Here is a 22,543-nt window from a genome sequence, read left to right on the forward strand (position 1 = left end):
CCGGTGACCGGGCGGTCGCTCCTCGGGTGACATCTCGGCGCCGGCACGGCAGGGTGGGGGCATGCACAGCAACCAGACGCACCTGACCGCCACCCGCACCGTCGACGTCCCCGCCAAGGATGTGTTCGACCTGCTGACGCTTCCCGCACGGCACCACGAGTTCGACGGCTCCGGCACCGTCCGCAACTCCGACGACACCGAGCGCATCGATAAGTCCGGCGAGAAGTTCGTGATGAACATGCACCGCGAGGCCATGGGCGGCGACTACCGCACCCACAACTTCGTCAGCGCCTACGACGAGAACAAGATGATCGGCTGGCAGCCCGCCCCGGAGGCCGAGGACGGCACCGCGCCGACGGAGCCGCTGGGCTGGGAGTGGCTCTACGAGCTGAAGTCCCTGGGCTCGGACTCCACCGAGGTGTCCCTGACCTACGACTGGTCGAAGGTCACCGACAAGAAGCTGCTCGAGAAGGTCGGCTTCCCCGTCATTCCGCAAGAGGATCTCGAGCAGTCGCTGAACCTGCTCGCCGCGGCGGTCACGAAGCCCTGAGCTCACCTCCCGGCGGACGGCCGACGGTGAGGGACCGTCACCGGGGCCTCCGGCCGCGAGCAGCCGCTTCCCCCCGCCCAGCAGGACAGGGAAGGTCAGCAGGCGGCAGCGGTCCACGAGATCTGCGGCGACCAGTGACTGCACGAGCCGGGCCGAGCCGTGCACGAGCAGCGGCCCGCCCTCGCCGCCCGTGAGCGCCCGCCTCCAGCGGGCGCTCGCCCGGATACCCGAAGTCTGACAGGATCCCCCGCAGGCGGCGATGAGGCCGCCGCCCGATCGTGAGGAGCACAGTCATGGCCGATGAGTCCGTCCTCCCAGCCGACAGTCCGGTCCCCGACGAGATCGTGCGCAGCGTGCTGATCCACGCCAACGCCGAGAGGGTGTTCGCGATCGTCCGCGAACCGGGGTGGTTCATCAACGACGGCGAGTACCGCGAGCACACCATCACCCGCAACGGGCCGCTCACCGAGGTCGTCGACCCCGTCCACGGCAGGTTCCAGCTCTCGATCGAGGCCCACGAGCCGCCCAACCGGATCTTCTTCCGCTGGCTCGGAGGCGGGCTCGGCGAGATCTCCGACGCCCCGAACAACACGGTCGAGTTCGTCATCGATCCGGCGGGAACGGCGAAGCGGAACCTGGTGCGGCTGACCGTGCGCGAGCGTGGATTCGCGAAGCTGGGACTCGACGAATCCGTTCGCCGACGCAACTACGAGGAGAACCTTTACGGCTGGGAGCAGCAGCTCGGAGTGGCCCGGGAGCTCGCCGAGGGCGGGCCGCGCACGGAGGCCGCTCCCGAGGAGTGACCGGGTCCGGCGGTGGCGTCGCGGGGTGACCACGCCCGGTGTCGGCTCCGGTGGCTGACCGACCCCCCAAGTGCAACCAGGGGGTTGCATTGTGTGGCGCGCGGTGCCAGGATGACGGGACCGATCGACCCTCCCGGGTCGACGGACCGGCCCCAGAGCTGGAGCGACCGAGAGGCAGTCATGACCCTGGACCCGACGTCGACGACCACGGACGATGTCCCCGACGAGATCCTCCGCAGCATCCACATCGCCGCCCGTGACGAGACCGTCTTCGCGATCATCAGCGAACCCGGCTGGTTCGTCAACGACGGGGAGTATCGAGAGCACGAGATCACGACCGACGGGGACATCTCGCACGTCGTCGATCCCGTGCACGGCACGTTCGAGATCCGCACCCTCGAGCTGGACCCGCCCCATCGTGCCGTCTTCCAGTGGCTCGTGGGCCAGTCGGGCTCTCTCGAGGACGCCCCCGTCAACACCATCGAGTTCACGCTCGTCCCCGAGCAGGACGGGGTGCTCCTGACCGTGCGGGAGACGGGATTCGCCGGGCTCTCCGCGACCGCTGCCGAGCGTCGGCGGAGCTACGAGGACAATGCGCAGGGATGGCGGGAGGAGCTCGCCGTCGCGCGAACCCTCGCCGAAGCCGTTCGGTGAACCACGCTCTGCTCACCGACGGAGCCGACGCCGTCCTCTCCGTCCTCGCCGACCGCACCCGTCGGCGGATCCTGGTGCGCCTGGCCGAACAGCCCGACGACGCCGGCGCCGTGGCGCGGGACCTCGCGGTGAGCCGGCAGGCCGTGGCGAAGCATCTGCGCCTCCTCGAGGAGGCGGGCATCGTGCGGGTCTCGCTGGTCAGCCGCCGACGGGTGCATCGGGTCGACCCGTCCCGGATCCGGGAGGTGTCCGATCTCCTGGGTCTGGTCGCCGTCGGCTGGGATCGTCGTCTGGCGGGAGTCAAGGAACGGGCGCAGGCGCGTGAGGAGGGCCGACGAGAGCACGAGGGGCACGCCTGAATGCGGGGCTTGCGGAGTCGGCGGCCCGCGACGGCTCGGCCTGCCGCGGCTGCTCACCCGGTGCCGGCCGCTCGCTCAGCTGGCTGCGCCGCAGCTGGCGCCCTGTGACGCCCGTTCGCTCCGGTGACCGCACCGCAGGTGGGCCGTCTATCCTCGGAGGATGGGCAGGGTCACCGATACGACGCGGATCCGCACCGTCCGGGTGCGTGAGGGCAGGCTGTACGCGGGGCGCAAGGGCGACCACGTCGCCGTCGAGGAGCCGCTGGACATCCGCCTGAACGGGCAGCAGCTCTCGCTCACGATGCGCACCCCCGGCCACGACGTCGAGCTCATCCACGGCTTTCTCCACGGGGAGGGCCTGATCGCCGACCGCGAGGACATCCGCGAGGCCCGCTACTGCGACGGCGCCGTGGTCGATGACGGCACCGGCTTCGCGCAGAACACCTACAACGTCATGGACTTCACCACCGCCCGGCCGCAGCTGCTGCCGCTGGTGAGCCGCAACTTCTCCGCCGGCTCCGCATGCGGGGTGTGCGGAGCCGAGTCCATCGAGGCGGTGCGGCAGAAGAGCCGCCACCGGCTCTCGATGACCTGGCAGGTGGACCCCCGGGTCATCTTCGCCGCCGCCCGCGCCCTCGGCGAGCAGCAGGCCGTCTTCGCCCGCACCGGCGGGGTGCACGCCGCCGCGCTCGTGGATCTCGAGGGGAACCTGCTGGTGGTGCGGGAGGACGTCGGTCGCCACAACGCGGTCGACAAGGTGATCGGCTGGGCCCTGCTCGAGGACCGGCTCCCGCTGCGCGACTGCTTCCTGCTGGTCTCCTCCCGGGCCAGCTTCGAGATCACCCAGAAAGCGTGCCTGGCCGGTATCCCGCTGCTGGCCTGCGTCTCCGCCGCCAGTTCCCTCGCGGTCGAGACTGCCGAGTCGTTCGGGCAGACCCTGGTGGGCTTCACCCGCGCGGCCGAGGACGGCGACGGCCGCATGAACCTCTACACCCACCCCGAGCGTCTGGACCTGGCCGGCGCAGAAGGCTGAGCAGCGACCCGGCGTCTCGGGTGCTGGGTGCGTCGGTCGCGCCGGGTGCGGCGGGTGTGTCAGCCGCGTCGCCCGGCCGCGACTGCCCGCCCGCTTGCCGCGCCGCCCTCCCGCTTGCCGCGACTGCCCGCCCGCCTGCCGCGGCGCCCGGCCGCCTGCCGCGCCGCCCTCCCGCGATTGCTTCGATCTGAACCGTTACGGGGGCGGGAGCGGCTGAGATCGACGCAATCGTCGACTGTTCGGCCGGACGGAAGGACTGGGCGGGGTCGGGCTGTGCTGGGACGGTGTGGTGCCGGTGCGTCCGCTACGGTCGTGCCGTGACCGATGATGTGACGCGACAGAGGGAATTCTGGGACGAGGCCCGTGCCGCCCATCCCGAGCTTCCCGCCGAGCCGCCCGAGGCCTGGCCCTTCGGCGCCACGGCGGCCCAAGCGGACGGCCTGCTCCAGCTCGTGCTCGAGGGTGTGAAGACTGCGACAGCCTCGGCACTGGGGGATTACGAGGCCGACGGCGAGGAGGTGCCGCGCGTCGGCGACCTCGCGATCATCCTCGACGGCGCGGGAGCGCCGCGCGCCGTCCTGGAGGTCACCGCGGTCACGGTCGTCCCGTTTGACGAGGTCACCGCAGAGCACGCCCGCGACGAAGGGGAGGACGACCGGAGCCTCGAGTCCTGGCGCCGCCTCCATGAGGAGTTCTGGACCGAGCACTCGGCAACGGGATTCGCCCCGGACATGAGCGTCGTCTGCGAGAGGTTCCGTCTGGTCCATCGGTGCTGACCGGGTGCGATCGGCATGGTCCTGGCACGATCGGCGCTGACCGGGCGCTGTTCCTCCACATCGGGTAGCCGTCCACAACGCCGCCCGCGAGGGGGTGCGACAGGTTCGGCTCGCTTAGCGTCAGCCTCATGAGGAGGTCGACCGAGCGGTACCGAGGAGCCCTGCTCCACCACAGCAGATGGAGTGACCTGGGCTTCCACTCGCGCCAGCTCGCCTCGGAGCACTTCACGACCGTCTTCCCCGGCTATCGGACGCTCACCGACCACCCCGCCACGCTCAACGCGATGGCGTGGGTGCTGCAGAACCGGGTCGAGGCCGGTGCGGTGCTCAGCCATACGACGGCCGCGCTGTTCTGGGCGATCCCCTTCCCGCTCGCACTCGACGACGGGATCGCCGCGCTCCGTGACCGGGACCTGGTCGAGCGCAACGGGGTCGAGCAGATCCCGTCCCTGCCTGCCGACGCGTCCTTGCGCCTCGGGGCTCACCTGCCGATGCTGCACGCCCGGGTCGCGCGGGGAGGCAGCTCAGGGGTCGCGCAGGGCGCCGTGCTGCACCGCCAGCATCCGGGGCCGACGGCGGATCTCGGCCCGCTCGTCGTCTCCGCCCCGTCCGAGGTGCTGCGCGAGCTCGCGACGATGATGCCGTTGTGGGACGTCGTCGCCGCGGCTGACGCCGTGCTCGGCCCCGGCTCCCGCAGTCCGGGCGAGAGCCTCGAGAGCCTGACCGGCGCAGTGGCCTCCGCTCGCGGTCGGGCGGGCACGCCGCACGCCCTCGACGCGCTGCGCCTGGCGCGACGACGCGTGCGCTCGCCGGGGGAGACGATCTTCCGCCTGCTGCTCGCCAGAGCAGGCTTCCCGGCACCCTCGCTGAACCTGCCCGTCCGCGTGCCGCTGACGGGGAGCATCAAGGAGATCGATCTGGCCTGGGAGGAGATCGGGTTCGGCCTGGAGTACGACGGCGACGGCCACCGACTCACGAAAGGGCAATGGCGCGAGGACGAGGTGCGCCGCGACGAGCTCGCCTCCAGTGGATGGACGCTCAGCCGCGCCAATGGGAAGGACCTGTTCCGGCCGTTGCGCATCCTGCTCAGACTGCGTCGCACGATGGCCGAGCGCGGTCTGCGGGTCCCTGAGGAGCAGCGGGTCCGCCGCGTGGTCGACGAGGTCGGGGCCCGCGGTCTCTCGATGCGGATCGCTCGACGGCAGCGGTGAGCCCGGACCGGCCCGGTGGGATCGTCAGTGCGAGCGCTGCCATCGGGGGGGGGGAATGCTTCGATCTCAGCCGCTTCCGGGCCGGAAACGGTTGAGAAGCAAGCAATCGTGGGCGAAGGGCCCGGTGCGGAGGGGCGCGGTGCTGAGGGCCGCGGAGTGAGGGGCGCCGTGGGGAAGCGGGCGAGGCACGGCCCCCGCCGCTCACATACCGGGCTCACCGCAGGGCGAGCAGGCTCGCGGCGGTGACCTCGTCGACCACCACGTCGGTCGCCACGCCGGCACGCAGGGCCGCGCGCAGCGGGAGGGCCTTGCGGGAGCCGGAGGCCACCAGGAGTCGGTGCGGGATCCGCAGCAGTCGGTCCGGGGCGGTGCCGGAGCCGCGCTGGTTCATGGCGATGTCACGGAAGGTGCCGTCCTCCCGCAGGAACACGGTGCACACGTCCCCCACCGCCCCGTCCGCCCGGAGCGAGCGCAGATCGTCCCTGGTGAGGTAGTTGTGGGTGTAGACGTGACTGGGGACCTCGGCGTCGAAGGCGCCCACGCTGAACACCGCGACCGTGGCCTCGCGCTGGATGGACAGCACCCGCTGCACCGAGCGCTCCCGCCACATCGCCTCGCGGGTGGCGGGGTAGTCGAAGAAGGCCGGCACCGGGAACTGGTGAACGGTCGCGTCCCAGCGGGTCGCCGCCCGGGCGAGCACATTGGCGATGTAGGTCAGCCCCGACCCCTCGACGTTGATCGCGCCGTTCAGCTGCACGATCCGCAGTCCCGGCACCGGCCGGGAGCGCACAGTGCCCAGCAGCGCCGCCATCGTGGTGCCCCAGGCGATGCCGAGCGTGGTGCCCGGCTCGAGCATCTCGTCGAGCAGCTCGCCGCCGGCCGCGGCGACCGTGTGCAGCCGCTCCCGTTCGTCGTCGCCGGGAGCGGCGGGCACCACCCGCACCTGCACGCCGTACTGGCGGGCGATGCGCCGGGCCAGGTCCTCGACCCGCTGGGCCTCGGGCGGGCGGAGGGAGATCTCCACCAGCCCCGAATCGCGGGCATCGCGCAGCATCCGGGACACGGTCGAGCGGGAGACCCGGAAGCGTCCCGCGATGGTCTCCATCGTCTGGCCCTCGACGTAGTACATCCGTGCAGCGGCGAAGAGGTCCTCGAGGCGCGAATCGCGGGTCATGGGGCCAGTGTTGCACGTTCGTGCATCCGGCTTGCGGGCCCCTGCACGATGGTCACAGGATGGGGGAGGCCCCGTCCCGAACGCCGGGACAGCGGCCGACGCTGCGAGAGCGCCGGGCCGACGGGGTAGGAGCCAGATGGCGTCGATGCGAAGGAGCAGCCCGTGTCCGATCAGCAGCGGTCCGCACTCACCCCTGCGGGCAGGGCGGAGCACCTCGCCCGTCTCCGTGCCGCCACCGCGCAGGCGCCGCTGGACGTGCTCGTCGTCGGCGGCGGGGTGAACGGAGCCGGCGCCGCCTTCGACGCGGCCACCCGCGGTCTCTCCGTCGGCCTCGTCGAGTCCCACGACTGGGCATCGGGCACCTCCTCGCGCTCCTCGAAGCTCATGCACGGCGGCCTGCGCTACCTCCAGATGCTCGACTTCAAGCTGGTCGCCGAGGCGCTGCGCGAGCGAGACCTGCTGCTCGAGCACACCGCCCCGCACCTGGTGAAGCCGATCAAGTTCGTCTTCCCCTTCTTCCGGAAGGTCGTCGACCGCGGCTTCATCGGCTCCGGAGTGATGCTCTACGACGCGATGCAGTCGATCGGTCGCAAGCGCGCCGTCCCCTTCCACCGCCACCTGCTGCACGAGAAGATGCTCGAGGTCTTCCCGGCGCTGGACGGCGAGAAGGCCGTCGGCGCTCTGGAGTACTACGACGCGCAGATGGACGACGCCCGCTTCGTGATGATGCTGGTGCGCTCCGCCGCGCAGCACGACGCCGCGGTCGCGAACTACACCACCGTGGTCGGCTACCTGCACGAGGGTGAGCAGGTGATCGGTGCTCGGGTCCGCGACGAGGAGACCGGCGAGGAGTTCGAGGTCCACGCCCGCGAGACGATCCTCGCCGGCGGCGTCTGGACCCAGGAGCAGCAGGAGCTCGCCGGGGCCGAGGCCGGTCTCGAGGTGCTCGCCTCCAAGGGCATCCACATCACGGTCGCCCGGGACCGCATCCCCGCCGCTCCGGACACCGGCATCATCACCCAGACCGAGAAGTCGGTCCTGTTCATCATCCCCTGGGACGAGTACTGGGTCATCGGCACCACCGACACCCCCTGGACCCAGGACCCGCGCGATGTGGGCGCGACCCGCGATGACATCGACTACGTGCTCGACCACGCCAACGAGGTGCTCGCCGATGACCTCACCCGCGAGGACGTCATCGGCGTCTACTCGGGGCTGCGCCCCCTGCTGCAGCCGATCGCCAAGAGCGCGGGCAAGGGCGAGGGCAAGGGCTCCGCGAAGGTCTCCCGCGAGCACACCGTGATGGAGGTGGAGCCGGGCCTCAGCGCGATCGCGGGCGGCAAGTACACCACCTATCGGGTGATGGCCGAGGACGTCGTCGACTTCGCGATCAAGGACTCCCAGCCCGGCCGCCCCAGCCTCACCCGCTCGATCCCCGTGGTCGGCGCCCAGGGCTATCAGGCCCTGGTGCGGGACAAGCAGGAGATCGGCCGACGGTACGGCTTCGACGAGATCCGCACCGACCGCCTGCTCTTCCGCTACGGCGCACTGCTGAGCGACGTGCTCGCCCTGATCGACGCGAACCCCGACCTCGCCGCGCCCCTCGAGCACGCGCCGCGCTACCTGCGCGCCGAGGTCTCGTACGCGGTCCGCGCCGAGGGGGCCCGCCACCTGGCCGACGTGCTGCAGCGCCGCACCCGACTGGACTACGAGACCCGGGATCGCGGCGTCGCCGCCGCCGAGGAGATCGCCGAGATCCTCGCCCCGGAGCTCGGCTGGGACCAGACCGCCGTGCGCCGCGAGGTCGAGGCCTACCGGGACGTCATCGACGCGCGACGCGCCGGTGAGTCCGTGACGTCCGACGAGATCGTCGCCGCCCGTCTCGCGGGCGTCTCGGAGGTGCCCGTCAAGAACTGATCGGTCGCCTCCCCGGCCGTGAACCGGCCGGGGAGGCGGCGCACCACCCCGCGGGCACCCGCCTGCGGAGGGCCTGCGGACGCCGTCCGCCGGACCCACGGATGCCACCGGTCCCGCACTGCAGCGGGGCCGCTCGACGAGGAGGCCCCATGGCAACCATCTTCCTGTACGAGATCGCCGGCACGGCGATGCTCACCCTGCTCGGCGGCGGTGTCGTCGCCAACGTGATCCTGGGCAAGACCAAGGGCAACGGCGGCGGCTGGCTGCTGATCAACTTCGGCTGGGGCCTCGCGGTCTTCGCCGGCGTGTGGGTCGCCTACAAGACCGGCGCCCACCTGAACCCCGCGGTCACCATCGGCCTGCTGACCAGCGGTGCCGAGGAGTACGGCCCCGGCATCGCCGTGACCTTCGCCCACACGATCGCCTACTTCCTGGCCGAGATGATCGGTGCCTTCCTCGGCGCCGTCGTGGCCTGGCTCGCCTACAAGACCCACTACGACCAGGAGAAGGACGCCGGCACCATCCTCGGCACCTTCTCGACCGGCCCGGAGATCCGCTCCCACGGCTGGAACCTGGTCACCGAGATCATCGCGACCTTCGTGCTGGTCTTCGTCATCGTCATGTTCGGCAACACCCCGCACGGCCTGGGCCCGCTCGCGGTCGCGCTGCTGGTCGTCTCGATCGGTGCCTCCCTCGGCGGCCCCACGGGCTACGCCATCAACCCCGCCCGAGACCTCGGCCCGCGCCTCGCCCACGCCGTCCTGCCCATCCCCCACAAGGGCAGCAGCGACTGGGGCTACGCCTGGGTCCCGATCGTCGGTCCGATGCTCGGCGGCGCCCTCGGCGGTCTCGCCAGCATCGCCTTCTGACCCCTCAGCCGGGCGGCTCCCGTGCGCTGCACGGAGCCGTCCGGCACCATGACACCAGTACCCCGCTCATCACCACGAAGGAGTTCCGATGACCGACCAGCAGCAGTACATCCTCTCGATCGACCAGGGCACCACCTCGACCCGTGCAATCGTCTTCGACCACGGGGGGCAGATCGTCTCCACCGGGCAGAAGGAGCACGAGCAGATCTTCCCGAAGTCCGGCTGGGTCGAGCACGACCCGATCGAGATCTGGAAGAACACCCGCTCCGTCGTGGGTGAGGCCCTCACCGGCGCCGACATCAACCGCCACCAGCTCGCCGCCGTCGGCATCACCAACCAGAGCGAGACCGCCGTGGTGTGGGACAAGAACACCGGTGAGCCGGTGTACAACGCGATCGTCTGGCAGGACACCCGCACCCAGAAGATCTGCGACCGCCTCGCCGGTGACGAGGGTGCGGACAAGTACAAGGAGCGTGTGGGCCTGCCGCTGGCGACCTACTTCTCCGGCCCCAAGATCGCCTGGATCCTCGAGAACGTCGACGGCGCGCGCGAGAAGGCCGAGGCCGGTGACCTGCTGTTCGGCAACACCGACTCCTGGCTGGTGTGGAACCTGACCGGCGGCATCAACGGCGGCATCCACGTCACCGACGTCACCAACGCCTCGCGCACGATGCTGATGAACATCGATTCCCTCGACTGGAACGAGGACATCGCGAAGGACATGGGTGTCCCGCTGTCCATGCTCCCGGAGATCCGCTCCTCCTCCGAGGTGTACGGCACGGGCCGCAAGAACGACCTGCTCATCGACACCCCGATCGCCGGCATCCTCGGCGATCAGCAGGCTGCCACCTTCGGCCAGGCCTGCTTCGAGATCGGGATGGGCAAGAACACCTACGGCACCGGCAACTTCATGCTGGTCAACACCGGTGAGGACCTGGTGCGCAGCGAGAACGGCCTGCTCACCACCGTCGCCTACAAGATCGGTGACGCCAAGCCGATCTACGCGCTCGAGGGCTCCGTCGCCGTGACCGGCTCGCTGGTGCAGTGGGTGCGCGATAACCTGGGCCTGATCAAGGACGCCCCCGAGATCGAGGACCTCGCCAAGAAGGTCGACGACAACGGCGGCCTGTTCGTGGTCCCGGCCTTCTCGGGCCTGTTCGCCCCGCACTGGCGCTCCGACGCGCGCGGCGCGATGGTCGGCATGACCCGCTTCCACAACAAGTCCCACATCGCCCGGGCGGTGCTGGAGGCCACGGCCTTCCAGTCCCGCGAGGTGCTGGACGCGGCGATCGCCGATGCGGCGTCGGAGGGCGTCGAGCTCACCGAGCTCAAGGTCGACGGCGGCATGGTCATGAACGAGACCCTCATGCAGTTCCAGGCCGACATCCTCGGCGTGCCGGTGGTGCGTCCGAAGGTCATCGAGACCACCGCGCTCGGCGCGGCCTACGCGGCCGGCATCGCGGTCGGCTTCTGGGAGGGCGAGCAGGACGTCATCGACAACTGGGCCGAGGACAAGCGGTGGGAGCCCGCGATGGATGACGAGACCCGCGACCGCTACATGCGCCTGTGGCGCAAGGCCGTCGAGCGCACCCTGGACTGGGTCGACGACGACACCGAGGCTCTGTTCGGCTGATCGACGAACTGCGAGCGCGCAGAGGTCGGCGAGGGACGAGCCGGCTGCGCAGCGTGAGCGGGAGGAGAGCAGCGAGACAGTCCGGCTGATCGGCCCCGATCCGCTCACCGCACCCCTGTGCGCGGGAGTTCCCTGTGGGAGCTCCCGCGCACAGTGCTGCGAGGACCAGTGCTGTGGGTGCGGCGGGGTGCGGAGGCGCTCGGCCTTCATCACCGTCTCGCAACGAACTCCGTGATCGGCGCCCCTGAGGCGTACAGTCGACCCCACCCTGTTCCCGGACGCCCCTGGCGTCCTGTCGGCGACCCTCGGGCCACCGGCGCCCCGACCCAGCCCCTGATCCCCGCCCCCCTTCTTCCCCTGAGACCGGAGCCCCCTCATGGATCTCGCCTTCAAGATCATCGCCCTGACCGTCTACTTCGGTGCGATGATCGGCATCGGCCTGTACGCCTTCCGCAAGACCTCGGACGGCGAGGACTACATGCTGGGCGGGAGGCAGCTGCACCCGTTCACCGCCGCGCTCTCCGCCGGCGCCTCGGACATGTCGGGCTGGCTGCTGATGGGCCTGCCCGGCGCGCTGTACATGAACGGACTGGTCGAGGCGTGGATGGCGATCGGCCTCACCGTCGGCGCCGGCTTGAACTGGTTCTTCGTCGCGCCGCGGCTGCGTCAGTACACGCAGATCGCCGGGAACGCGATCACGGTGCCGAGCTTCTTCGGCAACCGTCTGCACGACCGCACGAACATCCTGCGCGTCGCCGCCGGCGTGATCATCCTGCTGTTCTTCACCTTCTACGTCTCCTCCGGCATGGTCGCCGGCGGCGTGTTCTTCGAATCGACCTTCGGCGGCTCCTACCTGACGGGCATGCTGCTGGTCGCCGGTGTCACCATTCTGTACACCCTCTTCGGCGGGTTCCTCGGCGCCAGCTACACCGATGTGGTCCAGGGCATGATCATGATGGTCTCCCTGATCGCTGTGCCGGTGGTCGCGATGTTCGTGGTCGGCGGTCCGGTGGCGATGTTCGAGTCGGTGGGCGAGGTCAACACCACCTTCGGGTCCCTCACCGCGGGCGGCACCTTCATCGGCATCGTCTCCTCGGCGGCCTGGGGGCTGGGGTACTTCGGCCAGCCGCACATCATCGTGCGCTTCATGGCGCTGCGCTCCTCACGTGATGCCAAGTACGGCTTCGTGGTCGGCATGAGCTGGATGATCATCTGCGTCGTCGGCGCCGTGTTCACCGCGCTCGCGGGCCTGGCGTATTTCCAGCAGAACCAGGATGCGGTCCTCACCGATGCCACCAACGGCGAGTCCGTGTTCCTGGATCTCGCGCAGCTCCTGTTCCATCCGGCGATCGCCGGGCTCCTGCTGGCGGCGGTGCTGGCCGCGATCATGTCCACGATCTCCTCGCAGCTGATCGTCTCCAGCTCCGCGCTGATCGAGGACCTCCTGGGCGGCATCGGCATCACGCTCAGCGCCAAGGGCGCCCTGTGGGGCGGCCGCATCGGCGTGCTCGCCGTCTCGGTGATCGCACTGATCCTGGCCATGAACCCGGACAGCTCGGTGCTGGGCCTGGTCGGCTTCGCCTGGGCAGGCTTCGGGGCGGCCTTCGGCCCGATCGTCATCCTGTCGCTGTTCTGGCGCCGGCTCACGATGGCCGGTGCCGCCGTGGGCATGGTCGCCGGTGCCGTGGTCGTTTTCGTCTGGGGTCAGACCTGGGGCGCGGACGGCGAGGAGCTTGACGTCATGCTGGGCCTGTTCGGCGAGCAGCACCTCTACGAGATCGTCCCGGGCTTCCTGGTCTGCCTCGTGCTCGCGATCGTGGTCAGTCTGATCACCCCGCGACCGCCCGTGAAGGCGATGGAGGAGTTCGACGACATGCTGGACTCGCTGTCCACGGGCGTGGCCCGCGACCGCACTGCCGAGAGCGCCGCGGCAGCGGGCTCCGGCCCGGCAACGGGGTCCGGTCCGGCAGCAGGCTCTGGCACCACGGCCTGACCCGCCTCTTCACGCCCCCGGGGGCCCGCCGCGGCGGTGCGCGAGGGGGCGTCGGCCGCCGGGAGGAATCGGGCTCGGGCCGGGGCCCGGTCCCTGCGAGGTCAGTCGCCGAAGAGCAGCTCCTCGGCCGCGCCGCGCACTCCGGGCCGCACCGCGAACAGGGAGCCGGCGGCCGGGTCATCGCCCGGGGCGAGGTTCTCGCGGCTGGTGGTGATGAACAGGGTGTCGCGGTCCGCTCCGCCGAAGGCGCAGGCGGTGACCTGCCGGGCGTCCACCGCGATCCGCTCGGCCACCGCGCCGTGCTCGTCCAGTCCCAGCACCTGGCTGCCGGAGTGCATCGCCACCCACACGTTCCCGGCGGCATCGAGGCAGAGCCCGTCGGGATGGCCGTCCTCGCCGGTGAGGTCCGCGAAGGGACGGCGGCCGACGAGACCGTCCGCGTCGGACCAGTCGAAGACGTCCACCCGCCCGGTCGGGGTGTCCACGTAGAAGGCCCGCGTCCCGTCGGCCGAGAAGGCGAGGCCGTTGGAAATCGTGAGGTCACCGAAGAGGCGGGTGGTGGTGCCGTCGGGCAGCAGGCGCCACATCGCGGCGGCGCCGTCGCGCTGGTCGTAGGCCATCGAGCCGCACAGGAACGAGCCGTCCGGGGCGATCGCGCCCTCGTTCATGCGCACGTCCTCGTCCCACAGCGGCGGCAGGGCGGTGATCGAGCCGTCGGGGTCCTCGAGGGCGAAGCCCTTCTCGAGCGCGAGCACCGCCCCGCCGCCGGCGGCGGGCCGTACGCAGGCCACCACGCGGCTCGGCGTGGGCAGCCGGGTCACGGCGCCGTTCGGCCCCTCGGTGAGGAGGCCGGCGTCGGCACCTGCACCGTGGGCGGAGGGGTCCAGGTGCAGGATGTCCCCGGCGAGCATGTCCACCCAGCGCAGCCCTCCCCAGGTGTCGGACCAGTACGGGCCCTCGGCGTGCAGGCTGAGCGAGTCGGTGAGGCGATCGGCGTGCATGGGAACCTCCAGGTCCGGGCGCGGGATGCGGTCGGCCGACGGGAGACCCGTCGTGGGGGCCACCGTACGCTCAGCCGGTCGTTCCCGGACAGCGAGCCGTTGCCGATCAGCCCTGCTGCATCCGCGCCAGGGCGTGGGTGATGTCGCGGGTGGCCGGGTAGAGCTCGCGGTAGAGGCGGTAGAGCTCGTCGTAGCGCTCGCGGTGCGCGGGATCGGGGACGCAGCGGTGATCGCCGGGGTTCCAGCCGGAGGTGTCGGTGCCATGGGCGAGCTCGGCGGCGAGGCGTGCGCCGCCGTACGAGGCGCCGACGGTGCTGTGGGGGATCTCCTGGGTGAGCCCGGTGACGTCGGAGATGATCTGCGGCCACAGGTCGTGGCCCGCCCCGCCGCCGACGGCCACCACCCGACGGATCGGCAGGCCGGCGGCCTCGAGGGTCTCGAGGTGATGGCGCACCCCGTAGGCGGCGGCCTCGAGCGCGGCGCGGTACAGGTCGCCGCGGGTGTGCGAGAGGGTCAGCCCTGCGACCACCCCGCGGGCCGACGGGTCGGAGATGGGGGAGCGCTCGCCCGCGAAGTAGGGGAGCATCAGCAGGCCGTTCGCCCCCGGAGGGCTCTGCTCCGCCTCCGCGACGAGGTCGTCGAAGCCATGCTCGCCCGTGAGGTCCCGCAGCCAGCCGGTGATCGCCCCGGAGGCGGCCATGCCACCGGAGAGGCTGAAGGTGCCCTCCTCGATGCCCGAGGTGGGCCACAGGGTGCGGCTGGCGACCGGCTCGTGGGTCGTGGCCACGAGGAAGGTCGTGGTGCCGTACATCAGCATCAGATCGCCGGGGCGGGTGGCGCCGACGCTCGCCGCCTCCGCCCAGGCGTCGATCGTCCCGGTGATCACCGGGATGCCCGTGGGCAGGCCCGGCACCTGGGCGGTGATCTCGGCGCTCACCGTGCCCGCGGCCTCGCCGGGGCGGCGCAGCTGCGGCAGCTCGAGGCCGGGGGCGACGTGCTCGGACCATTCGGTGTGCCAGCGCTGCCGGCGCAGGCAGTACAGCGGCGGGGACTGGCTGGCGCTGATGTGGTCCATCACGTAGGCGCCGGTGAGACGGAAGGCCAGGTAGGAGGCGGGCATGAACACCCGACGGGCCCGGGCGTAGGCCTCGGGCTCGTGCTCGGCGACCCAGCCGATCTTCGGGCCGGCGGACTGCGAGCTCAGCAGGGCACCGCAGTGGGCGAGGATCTCCTCCTTGCCGAGCACGTTGGTCAGCTGCTGGATCTGCTCCTCGGCGCGGGTGTCGACGCCGTAGAGGATCGCCGCGCGCACGGGAGCGCCGTGCTCGTCGGTCAGCAGCACGCAGGGGCCCATCCCGGAGACCCCGACGGCCGTGACCGTCGCATCACCGGGGCCGGTGAGCTCCTGGGCGATCGAGAGGAACTCGGACCACCAGATGCGTGCGTCCATCTCGACCTGCCCCGGGGCGGGGCGCTGCACGGAGTGCTCGCGGACGGCGCTGCGCAGGATCGTCCCCTCGAGGTCGACCAGCACGCCCTTCGTGCTCGAGGTGCCGATATCGACGCCGAGCACCACGCTCTCTGCTCCCGCCATCGCGTGCCTCATCTCCTGGTCCGTCCTCCGGTGCCGCTCTCCTGCCACGGGGGCCTCCTCGCCGCCTGGCGCGCACAGCATGTGGGGATGTGCAGGAGGATGCGCGCCGACCTATCCTGCCATCGACGATGCAGAACCCCCAGGAGCATCGGCGCGGGGGCGGCGAGTCGGTGCATGCCAGGGTTGACGCTTGCCAGTCGGACAGAAGTGCGGAACGATTGTGCTCCTGTGGCGGTGTCCAGGGCTCCCGCGGAGCTGTGGGGGCGCTCTGTCGTCTCTCACGCCCCCGCACCCCGTGCTGCGCGTCGCCCGCGCCGCCGACCCCGATGATGAGGAGAGCGCCGTGCTCGAGACTTCGATGGATCTGCATCTGCTCCACCGCGCCGCCTCCGCGTACTACCTCGACGGGCTCCGCCAGGCCGAGGTCGCCGACAGGATCGGCGTCTCCCGCCCGTCGGTCAGCAAGCTGCTGGCCGAAGCGCGACGGATCGGAATGGTCCGCTTCGACGTGCTCGACGTCCCCACCGCGGATCTCTCCGAGCTCGCCGCGAGCCTGCGCGACCTGCTGGGCATCGCCTCGGTGCGCATCGCTCCCGGCGACCAGGCTCAGCGCGGGTACCGGGGGATCGGCGACCTGCTCGCCGAGGAGCTGGGGGAGCTGGAGATCCGCGCGGGCGAGGTCGTCCTCATCTCCTCGGGCAAGACGATCCATGCCGTCACCGGCATGGGCGGGATGCCCCAGATGCCGGGCGTGCTGATCGTCCCGACCGTCGGCGGCCAGCAGGAGCCCGATCCGTCGTTCCAGACCAACGAGACCGTGCGCCGCTTCGCCGAGCGCACCGGTGCGCAGCCTCGCTTCCTCTTCGCCCCCGCGCTGACCAGCCCCACCCTCTGGGCCTCGCTCCAGGCGGACCCCGGCTTCCGCTCGGTGGTGGACCTGTGGGACGGGGCGCGGGCCGCGGTGGTCGGCATCGGCGCCCCGTACCGCGGGCGCTCCAGCCTCACCTCGGTGGTGCCGCGCGAGGAGCCCGCACTGCAGGACGCCGCCGGAGACATCTGCCTGCACTTCTTCGACGCCGACGGGGCACCCCTGACCTTCCCGGGATCCGACTTCCTGGTGCGGCCCCCGCTCGAGATGCTGCGGGCCATCCCCACCACGATCGCCCTGGCTGCCGGGGCGGAGAAGGCGCCGTCGATCCTGGCCGGGGCCAAGACGGGGATGTTCAGCTCCCTGGTGACCGACCTGCCGACGGCGCAGGCGGTCCTGGCCGCCGCCGGCGTCGAGCCGCCCGCCTGAGCGCACTCCTCCTGGAGGGGCACCGACCGACCTCTCGATCGCCGAGACGGAACATTTGTGCTTGACGAATGTGCACGCGTCCTCTACTGTCGCTCGAACGGGCGCTGGCGACGTCGACTGCGTCTGCGCACCCGGGAGTGCCCCGGAACGTATCGAAGGAGATGTGCCGAGATGACCGAAATCCCGACCACCATGCAGGCCGTCGTGATGCATGCCCCCGAGGACTACCGCCTCGAGGAGCGCCCCGTGCCCACCCCCGCCGCCGATGAGCTGCTGCTGCGCGTCGAGGCCACCGGCGTCTGCGCGAGCGACCTCAAGGCCTATGCCGGTGCCGCGAAGTTCTGGGGCGACGAGAACCGTGAGCGCTGGGTCGAGCCGGGCATCATCCCCGGTCACGAGATCACCGGCGAGATCGTCCAGGGCTCCGAGGAGGCGCTCGCCGCGCACGGCGTCGCCGTCGGCGATCGCATCGTCGTCGAACAGATCGTCCCCTGCGAGGAGTGCATGTACTGCCGCCGCGGCTGGTACTGGATGTGCGACCCGCACGACATGTTCGGCTTCAAGCACTACGACGGCGGCATGGCCGAGTACATGATCGTGCCGCCCCTGGCCCGCGCCCACCGGATCTCGAAGGACATCGCCCCGCAGCACGCCGCCTATGCGGAGCCGCTCTCCTGCTCCCTGCACGCCGTCGAGCGCGCCGGGATCCAGTTCGAGGACGTCGTGGTCATCGCGGGCGCAGGCCCCATCGGCCTCGGCGCGACCATCGGCGCCGCCCACAAGACCCCGCAGAAGCTCATCGTCCTCGACTTCGACGACGCCAAGCTCGAGCTCGCGAAGAAGTGCGGCGCGGACCTCACCCTGAACCCCTCGAAGGTCGACATCTACGAGGAGATCCGCGCGCTGACCGGCGGCTACGGCGCCGACGTCTACATCGAGTGCACCGGCCACCCCAGCGCCGTCCCGCAGGGCCTGAACCTGCTGCGCAAGCTCGGCCGCTTCGTGGAGTACTCCGTGTTCAAGGAGAACGTCTCGGTGGACTGGTCGATCATCTCCGACGACAAGGAGCTCGACGTGCTCGGCGCGCACCTGGGCCCGCACACCTGGCCCGGCGCGATCAAGATCATCGAGAAGGGCGAGCTCCCGCTCGAGGACATCTGCACCCACCAGTTCGGTCTCGCGGACTTCCAGAAGGCGCTCGACGCGGTCGCCGACTCCGCCGGTTCGTCCGTGAAGGTCTCGATCGTCCCCGGGCTCTGACCCACCGCTCGGCGCGGCCGGCGCCCACTCGCGTCGTCGGCCGCGCCGTGCCGCCCCTCCTCCCCAGCACATAGGAGTGCCCGCATGAGCACCGCATCGCCCACCACCGACGGCACCGCCGTCCCCGGCTCGATCCGGGAGACCCGCCTGGACAAGCTGGGCATCCCGCACGTCCTGCGCTGGGGCTTCCTCGGCGTGCTGGTCTTCATGACCGGCAACGGCGTCGAGACGAACTTCGTCTCCCCGCACATGGCAGAGGTCTTCGGCGGCGGCGACGAGATGATCAACCTCGCCGCCACGGTCATCACCTTCTACTCCCTGGCGACCCTGATCGGCTCGTACCTCGCCGGCGCCCTCTCGGACCTCTGGGGCCCGCGGAAGGTGATGCTGCTGGGCGTCGCCGTCTGGGTCGTCTTCCAGGCCGCCTTCGTCGGCGCCCTGGCGACCGAATCCGTGCCCCTGATCTTCGCCAGCTACCTGTTCCGCGGCTTCGGCTTCCCGCTGTTCGCCTTCGCCTTCCTGGTGTGGGTCAACGCGGTCTCCCCGAAGGAGCGTGCAGGCGCCGCCGTGGGCTGGTTCTACGTCATGTTCACCGGTGGCATGCCGACCATCGGCTCGCTGGTCGCGATCGGCCTGATCCCCGCCTTCGGCGGAGGCCTCTTCGGCGAGCGCTGGGCCATGGTCGCCTCCACCGCGATCGTGGTCGCCGGCTTCCTGATCGCCTACCTCGGAGTGCGCGAGGAGCACGGCGACCGTCGCCTCGCCCCCGAGGGCGAGAGCAGCCGCCAGGTCATCTTCTCGGGAGTCGTGCTCTCGCTGAAGAACAAGCGCGTGATGATGGGCTTCCTGACCCGCCTGATCAACACCGCCCCGCAGTTCGGCATGTTCATCATCCTGCCCACCGTGATCGCCGAGACGCTCGGCTGGGGCCAGTCCCGCTGGCTGCTGATGACCTCGGTCGTCTTCGCCGGGAACATCCTGTTCAACGCGGCCTTCGGCGCGCTCGGCGACCGCATCGGCTGGACCACCACGGTGCGCTGGTTCGGCATCGTCGGCTCCGCGATCGGCCTGCTGCTGTGGTGGTACGTGCCGCACTGGGTGCCGGCCGGCTCCGACTGGGGATTCATCGTCTCCGTCGTCGCAGGCACCGTCTTCGGCATCCTGCTGGCCGGCTTCGTGCCGCTCGGCGCGATCATGCCCGCGCTCGCCCCCGAGCACAAGGGCGCGGCGATGGCCATGTACACCACCGCCGCGGGCGGTGCGACCTTCCTCGGCTCCGCCGTGGTCGCCGTGGTCCGGCCCTGGGGTGGGAACGTGGGGGTGGTCTGGGCGTTCGTGGCCCTCTACGCCCTCGCCTTCCTCATGACCTTCGCGCTGAAGGTCGAGCAGCCCCGGCTCGGCAAGAGGGACATCGTCCCCGAGTCCTGACCCCTGCCCCGGGATCGGACCGCGGGCCGGTCCCGGGGATCTCGTCTTCCTCTCGACCTCGAAGGAGCCAGTCATGGCACAGAGCATCTCCCCCCTCTTCGACCTCACCGGCCGCACCGCCCTGGTCACCGGCGGCGCCAAGGGCCTGGGCCTGGCGATGGCGCGCGGCCTCGCCGAGCACGGCGCCCCGATCGTGCTGGCCGACATCGACGACGAGACCGGCCGCCGGGCGGCGGAGGAGCTCGCCGCGCAGACCGGCGTGGCCGTCTCCTACCGCCATCTGGACGTCACCGACCAGGAGATGGTCGAGAAGGTCGTGGCCGAGGTGGAGGACGAGACCGGCGGGATCGAGATCCTGCTGAACAACGCCGGTCGCACCATCCATCACCCCGTCGAGGACGGCGACGCCGAGAAGTGGCGCGCCGTGATGAGCCTTAACCTCGACGGCGTCTACCACGTGCTCTCGGCCGTGGGCCGACGCATGCTCGAGCGGGGCCGCGGCAGCATCATCAACACCGGCTCCATGAGCGGCATCATCGCCAACATCCCCCAGACCCAGGCCTCCTACAACGCGTCCAAGGCCGCGGTCCACAACCTCACCCGCAGCGCGGCGCTGGAGTGGGCCGAGCGCGGGGTGCGCGTGAACGCGATCGCCCCCGGCTACATGCGCACCGAGCTGACCCGCGGGTTCTACGAGGAGGGCGGTGCTCAGATCGACCAGTGGAACCTCATGACCCCGATGGGCCGACCGGGCGAGCCGGAGGAGCTCGCGGGCGCCGCGGTCTACCTCGCGGCCGACGCCAGCAGCTTCGTCACCGGGTCGATCCTGTCCATCGACGGCGGCTACACCGCCGCCTGACTCGTCTTCCCGTCGGCGGATCCGCCCCGTCGCCCCACCCCACCCAGCACAGAGAAGTGAGCGCCGTGACCTACCTGTTCGACGACCCGAAGACCTTCCCCTCCGACGCCGTCGAGGGACTGGTCGCGGCCCATCCCGAGGAGCTGCTGCGCGTGCACGGCGGTGTGGTGCGCAAGCGCGCCACGCCCGCCGGGCAGCCGGCCCTGGTGGTCGGCGGCGGCTCCGGCCACTACCCGGCGTTCGCCGGCTGGGTGGGCCCCGGGTTCGCCCACGGTGCGCCCTGCGGCAACATCTTCTCCTCGCCGTCGGCCGACCAGGTGTACTCGGTCGCCAAGAACGCCGAGAACGGCGGCGGCGTGATCCTGGGCTTCGGTCACTACGCCGGGGACGTGCTCCACTTCGGCGTGGCCGCCGAGAAGCTCCGCGCCGAGGGCATCGACGTGCGCATCATCGCGGTCAGCGATGACGTGGCCTCCGGGCAGACGGGCGAGCACCGCGACCGCCGAGGCATCGCCGGGGACCTGCCGGTGTTCAAGCTCGCCGGGGCTGCGATCCAGGCCGGTGCCTCCCTCGACGAGGCCGAGCGCATCGCCTGGAAGGCCAACGACGCCACCCGCACCCTGGGTGTCGCCTTCGACGGCTGCACCCTGCCCGGTGCGGACGACGCCCTGTTCCATGTCCCCGAGGGGAGGATGGCGATCGGGCTGGGCATCCACGGCGAGCCCGGCATCGACGAGCAGCCGCTGCCCACGGCGGAGGAGCTGGCGAGGGTCCTGGTCGAGGGCGTGCTCGCCGAGACCCCCGAGCTGGACTCGCGCCGCGTCGCGGTGGTGCTCAACGGGCTCGGCACCGTGAAGCACGAGGAGATGTTCGTGGTGTGGAAGCACGCCTCGCAGCTCTTGTCCGACGCCGGGCTGGCGATCGTGCGCCCCGAGGTCGGCGAGCACGTGACCAGCCTGGACATGGCCGGGCTGTCCCTGACCGTGATGAGGCTGGACGAGGAGCTCGAACGGCTCTGGCTGGCCCCGGCCGAGACTCCCGCCTTCCGCCGCGGCGGCTCCGTCGAGGGTGCGCCGGGCGAGGAGCGCGGTGAGCTCTACACCCCCGGCGAGGATCCGATCCCCGCAGCGGGCGAGGAGTCCCGGGCCTCCGCGAGGCGGATCGCCGGGATCCTCGGCGAGGTCGAGGAGCTGCTGGTCGAGCTCGAGCCCGAGCTCGGGAGGCTGGACGCGATCGCCGGCGATGGGGACCACGGCCAGGGCATGGTGCTCGGCATCCGCGCCGCTCACGCCGCCGCCCGCCGCACCGTCGAGGGCGGCTGCGGCGCCCGCACCGTGCTGGTGCAGGCCGGAGCGGCGTGGTCCGCCGAGGCCGGCGGCACCTCCGGAGCCCTCTGGGGCGCGGCGCTGACCAGCCTGGGCAGCGCCTTCACCGATGACGAGGCCGTGAGCGGAGACCAGCTGCTGACGGGCCTGGTGCAGGCGGTCGAGGCCATCGAGCGCCTCGGCGGCGCGAAGCCCGGGGACAAGACCATGGTCGATGCCGCGGTGCCCTTCCGCGAGGCGATCGCCCTCGCGCAGGCCACCCGCAGCGGGCAGCCCGGCGGCCCCGTCGACTCCGTGGGGCGGGCGCTCGCCACCGCGGCCACCCGCGCGGTCGAAGCGGCCGACGCCACCGCCGACATCTCCGCGAGCCGGGGACGAGCCCGCAACCACGGCGACAAGTCCGTGGGCACCCCCGACCCCGGCGCCATCTCGTTCTCGAAGATCGTCACCCTGCTGGGCCAGAAGCTCGAGGCCTGACGCGGGGCCGTCGTGATGTGGCGCGAGTGTCGGGGGTCGGCCCGCTCCGATCGCGCCTTGACGCACCGACCCCGTACTTGGGTCAGATTCTCAGCCGTTTCCGGCCGGAAAGTGGCTGAGATCCTGACCCGATCGCCTGTCGAGACCCGCACGACCGGCGCGACCGGCACGACCGCTGACGAAGGAGAACATCATGGCTCTGACCATCATCACCGGATCCGACAACGCCGGGTACGGCCACAAGTCCGCGCTGAAGGAGCTGCTGGAGAGCGATCCGCGCGTCGAGAAGGTCATCGACGTGGGCGTCACCGGCCGCGAGGACGGCACCTA

19 protein-coding genes and 1 pseudogene are annotated in these 22,543 nt (G+C 71.1%); 16 read left to right on the forward strand and 4 right to left on the reverse strand.

The genetic code is table 11. From position 1 onward, the window contains the following. Window positions 1-61 precede the first annotated feature (61 nt). On the forward strand, window positions 62-550 hold the full coding sequence (locus VF289_RS16740; protein WP_330885103.1) for an SRPBCC domain-containing protein: 489 nt from the start codon (window positions 62-64) through the stop codon (window positions 548-550). Window positions 551-610: 60 nt separating this feature from the next. Here VF289_RS16740 and VF289_RS16745 read toward each other — a convergent pair. Further along, window positions 611-841, reverse strand: a pseudogene (locus VF289_RS16745) (dihydrofolate reductase family protein); the annotation flags it as partial. Between the two features lie 2 nt (window positions 842-843). On the opposite strand from VF289_RS16745, the gene VF289_RS16750 reads away from it, so the two are divergent. The 6 genes from VF289_RS16750 (at window position 844) to VF289_RS16775 (ending at window position 5,386) form a co-directional block, all read left to right on the forward strand. Beyond that, window positions 844-1,353, forward strand: coding sequence for a polyketide cyclase (locus VF289_RS16750; protein ID WP_330885105.1), 510 nt, complete (start codon window positions 844-846; stop codon window positions 1,351-1,353). A 180-nt stretch (window positions 1,354-1,533) separates the two neighbouring features. Beyond that, entirely contained in the window at window positions 1,534-2,007 is a 474-nt protein-coding gene (locus VF289_RS16755) for an SRPBCC domain-containing protein (RefSeq protein ID WP_330885107.1), read from the forward strand. Next, complete coding sequence (locus VF289_RS16760) at window positions 2,004-2,366, forward strand: ArsR/SmtB family transcription factor (RefSeq protein ID WP_330885109.1); 363 nt, start codon at window positions 2,004-2,006, stop codon at window positions 2,364-2,366. Before VF289_RS16755 ends, VF289_RS16760 begins: the two co-directional genes overlap by 4 nt. Window positions 2,367-2,526: 160 nt before the next feature. Beyond that, entirely contained in the window at window positions 2,527-3,399 is an 873-nt protein-coding gene (gene fdhD / locus VF289_RS16765; protein WP_330885111.1) for a formate dehydrogenase accessory sulfurtransferase FdhD, read from the forward strand. Window positions 3,400-3,716: 317 nt separating this feature from the next. Then, entirely contained in the window at window positions 3,717-4,175 is a 459-nt protein-coding gene (locus VF289_RS16770; protein ID WP_330885112.1) for an ASCH domain-containing protein, read from the forward strand. A 128-nt stretch (window positions 4,176-4,303) separates the two neighbouring features. Further along, window positions 4,304-5,386 (forward strand): hypothetical protein, encoded by a 1,083-nt coding sequence (locus tag VF289_RS16775; RefSeq protein WP_330885114.1) that lies wholly within the window; start codon window positions 4,304-4,306, stop codon window positions 5,384-5,386. A gap of 214 nt (window positions 5,387-5,600) precedes the next feature. On the opposite strand, the gene VF289_RS16780 is transcribed toward VF289_RS16775, so the two are convergent. Continuing rightward, window positions 5,601-6,560, reverse strand: coding sequence for a sugar-binding transcriptional regulator (locus VF289_RS16780; protein ID WP_330885116.1), 960 nt, complete (start codon window positions 6,558-6,560; stop codon window positions 5,601-5,603). 162 nt (window positions 6,561-6,722) lie between these two features. Between VF289_RS16780 and VF289_RS16785 the strand changes: the two genes are divergently transcribed. The 4 genes from VF289_RS16785 to putP all read left to right on the forward strand — a co-directional run bounded on the left by VF289_RS16785 (window position 6,723) and on the right by putP (window position 12,972). Continuing rightward, on the forward strand, window positions 6,723-8,477 hold the full coding sequence (locus tag VF289_RS16785) for a glycerol-3-phosphate dehydrogenase/oxidase (RefSeq protein WP_330885118.1): 1,755 nt from the start codon (window positions 6,723-6,725) through the stop codon (window positions 8,475-8,477). A 149-nt stretch (window positions 8,478-8,626) separates the two neighbouring features. Further along, window positions 8,627-9,346 carry an MIP/aquaporin family protein gene (locus VF289_RS16790; protein WP_330885120.1) on the forward strand — a complete coding sequence of 240 codons (720 nt, stop codon included), beginning with the start codon at window positions 8,627-8,629 and terminating at the stop codon, window positions 9,344-9,346. Window positions 9,347-9,434: 88 nt separating this feature from the next. Beyond that, a complete protein-coding gene (glpK, locus tag VF289_RS16795) occupies window positions 9,435-10,979 on the forward strand; it encodes a glycerol kinase GlpK (RefSeq protein ID WP_330885122.1) in 1,545 nt (514 codons plus the stop codon). Between the two features lie 376 nt (window positions 10,980-11,355). After that, window positions 11,356-12,972 (forward strand): sodium/proline symporter PutP, encoded by a 1,617-nt coding sequence (gene putP / locus VF289_RS16800; protein WP_330885124.1) that lies wholly within the window; start codon window positions 11,356-11,358, stop codon window positions 12,970-12,972. Window positions 12,973-13,073: 101 nt separating this feature from the next. On the opposite strand, the gene VF289_RS16805 is transcribed toward putP, so the two are convergent. Beyond that, the gene (locus tag VF289_RS16805) at window positions 13,074-13,973 is read right to left on the reverse strand and encodes an SMP-30/gluconolactonase/LRE family protein (protein ID WP_330885126.1); all 900 of its coding nucleotides are present in this window, start codon (window positions 13,971-13,973) and stop codon (window positions 13,074-13,076) included. A gap of 106 nt (window positions 13,974-14,079) precedes the next feature. Further along, window positions 14,080-15,567: an FGGY-family carbohydrate kinase gene (locus VF289_RS16810; RefSeq protein WP_330885128.1), complete on the reverse strand. Its 1,488-nt coding sequence runs from the start codon at window positions 15,565-15,567 to the stop codon at window positions 14,080-14,082. A 343-nt stretch (window positions 15,568-15,910) separates the two neighbouring features. On the opposite strand from VF289_RS16810, the gene VF289_RS16815 reads away from it, so the two are divergent. The 5 genes from VF289_RS16815 to VF289_RS16835 all read left to right on the forward strand — a co-directional run bounded on the left by VF289_RS16815 (window position 15,911) and on the right by VF289_RS16835 (window position 22,213). Next, a complete protein-coding gene (locus VF289_RS16815; protein ID WP_330885130.1) occupies window positions 15,911-16,864 on the forward strand; it encodes a sugar-binding transcriptional regulator in 954 nt (317 codons plus the stop codon). 171 nt (window positions 16,865-17,035) lie between these two features. Further along, window positions 17,036-18,124: a zinc-binding dehydrogenase gene (locus VF289_RS16820; RefSeq protein WP_330885132.1), complete on the forward strand. Its 1,089-nt coding sequence runs from the start codon at window positions 17,036-17,038 to the stop codon at window positions 18,122-18,124. A gap of 84 nt (window positions 18,125-18,208) precedes the next feature. Next, window positions 18,209-19,552, forward strand: coding sequence for an RbtT/DalT/CsbX family MFS transporter (locus VF289_RS16825; RefSeq protein ID WP_330885134.1), 1,344 nt, complete (start codon window positions 18,209-18,211; stop codon window positions 19,550-19,552). Between the two features lie 73 nt (window positions 19,553-19,625). After that, window positions 19,626-20,411 (forward strand): SDR family oxidoreductase, encoded by a 786-nt coding sequence (locus VF289_RS16830; RefSeq protein WP_330885136.1) that lies wholly within the window; start codon window positions 19,626-19,628, stop codon window positions 20,409-20,411. A 65-nt stretch (window positions 20,412-20,476) separates the two neighbouring features. After that, entirely contained in the window at window positions 20,477-22,213 is a 1,737-nt protein-coding gene (locus VF289_RS16835; RefSeq protein ID WP_330885138.1) for a dihydroxyacetone kinase family protein, read from the forward strand. Window positions 22,214-22,543 lie beyond the last annotated feature (330 nt).

The sequence above is a fragment of the Brachybacterium sp. genome (genome assembly GCF_036379615.1).
In the GTDB taxonomy this organism is placed as follows: Bacteria; Actinomycetota; Actinomycetes; order Actinomycetales; family Dermabacteraceae; genus Brachybacterium.

Excerpts from the sequence above, each read along its gene's own strand:
- VF289_RS16755 (WP_330885107.1), top strand. The coding sequence starts at position 1,534 with ATGACCCTGGACCCGACGTCGACGACCACGGACGATGTCCCCGACGAG.
- putP (WP_330885124.1), top strand. The coding sequence starts at position 11,356 with ATGGATCTCGCCTTCAAGATCATCGCCCTGACCGTCTACTTCGGTGCG.
- VF289_RS16775 (WP_330885114.1), top strand. The coding sequence starts at position 4,304 with ATGAGGAGGTCGACCGAGCGGTACCGAGGAGCCCTGCTCCACCACAGC.
- VF289_RS16740 (WP_330885103.1), top strand. The coding sequence starts at position 62 with ATGCACAGCAACCAGACGCACCTGACCGCCACCCGCACCGTCGACGTC.
- VF289_RS16780 (WP_330885116.1), bottom strand. The coding sequence starts at position 6,560 with ATGACCCGCGATTCGCGCCTCGAGGACCTCTTCGCCGCTGCACGGATG.
- VF289_RS16805 (WP_330885126.1), bottom strand. The coding sequence starts at position 13,973 with ATGCACGCCGATCGCCTCACCGACTCGCTCAGCCTGCACGCCGAGGGC.
- VF289_RS16810 (WP_330885128.1), bottom strand. The coding sequence starts at position 15,567 with ATGGCGGGAGCAGAGAGCGTGGTGCTCGGCGTCGATATCGGCACCTCG.
- fdhD (WP_330885111.1), top strand. The coding sequence starts at position 2,527 with ATGGGCAGGGTCACCGATACGACGCGGATCCGCACCGTCCGGGTGCGT.
- glpK (WP_330885122.1), top strand. The coding sequence starts at position 9,435 with ATGACCGACCAGCAGCAGTACATCCTCTCGATCGACCAGGGCACCACC.
- VF289_RS16790 (WP_330885120.1), top strand. The coding sequence starts at position 8,627 with ATGGCAACCATCTTCCTGTACGAGATCGCCGGCACGGCGATGCTCACC.
- VF289_RS16750 (WP_330885105.1), top strand. The coding sequence starts at position 844 with ATGGCCGATGAGTCCGTCCTCCCAGCCGACAGTCCGGTCCCCGACGAG.
- VF289_RS16820 (WP_330885132.1), top strand. The coding sequence starts at position 17,036 with ATGACCGAAATCCCGACCACCATGCAGGCCGTCGTGATGCATGCCCCC.
- VF289_RS16830 (WP_330885136.1), top strand. The coding sequence starts at position 19,626 with ATGGCACAGAGCATCTCCCCCCTCTTCGACCTCACCGGCCGCACCGCC.
- VF289_RS16825 (WP_330885134.1), top strand. The coding sequence starts at position 18,209 with ATGAGCACCGCATCGCCCACCACCGACGGCACCGCCGTCCCCGGCTCG.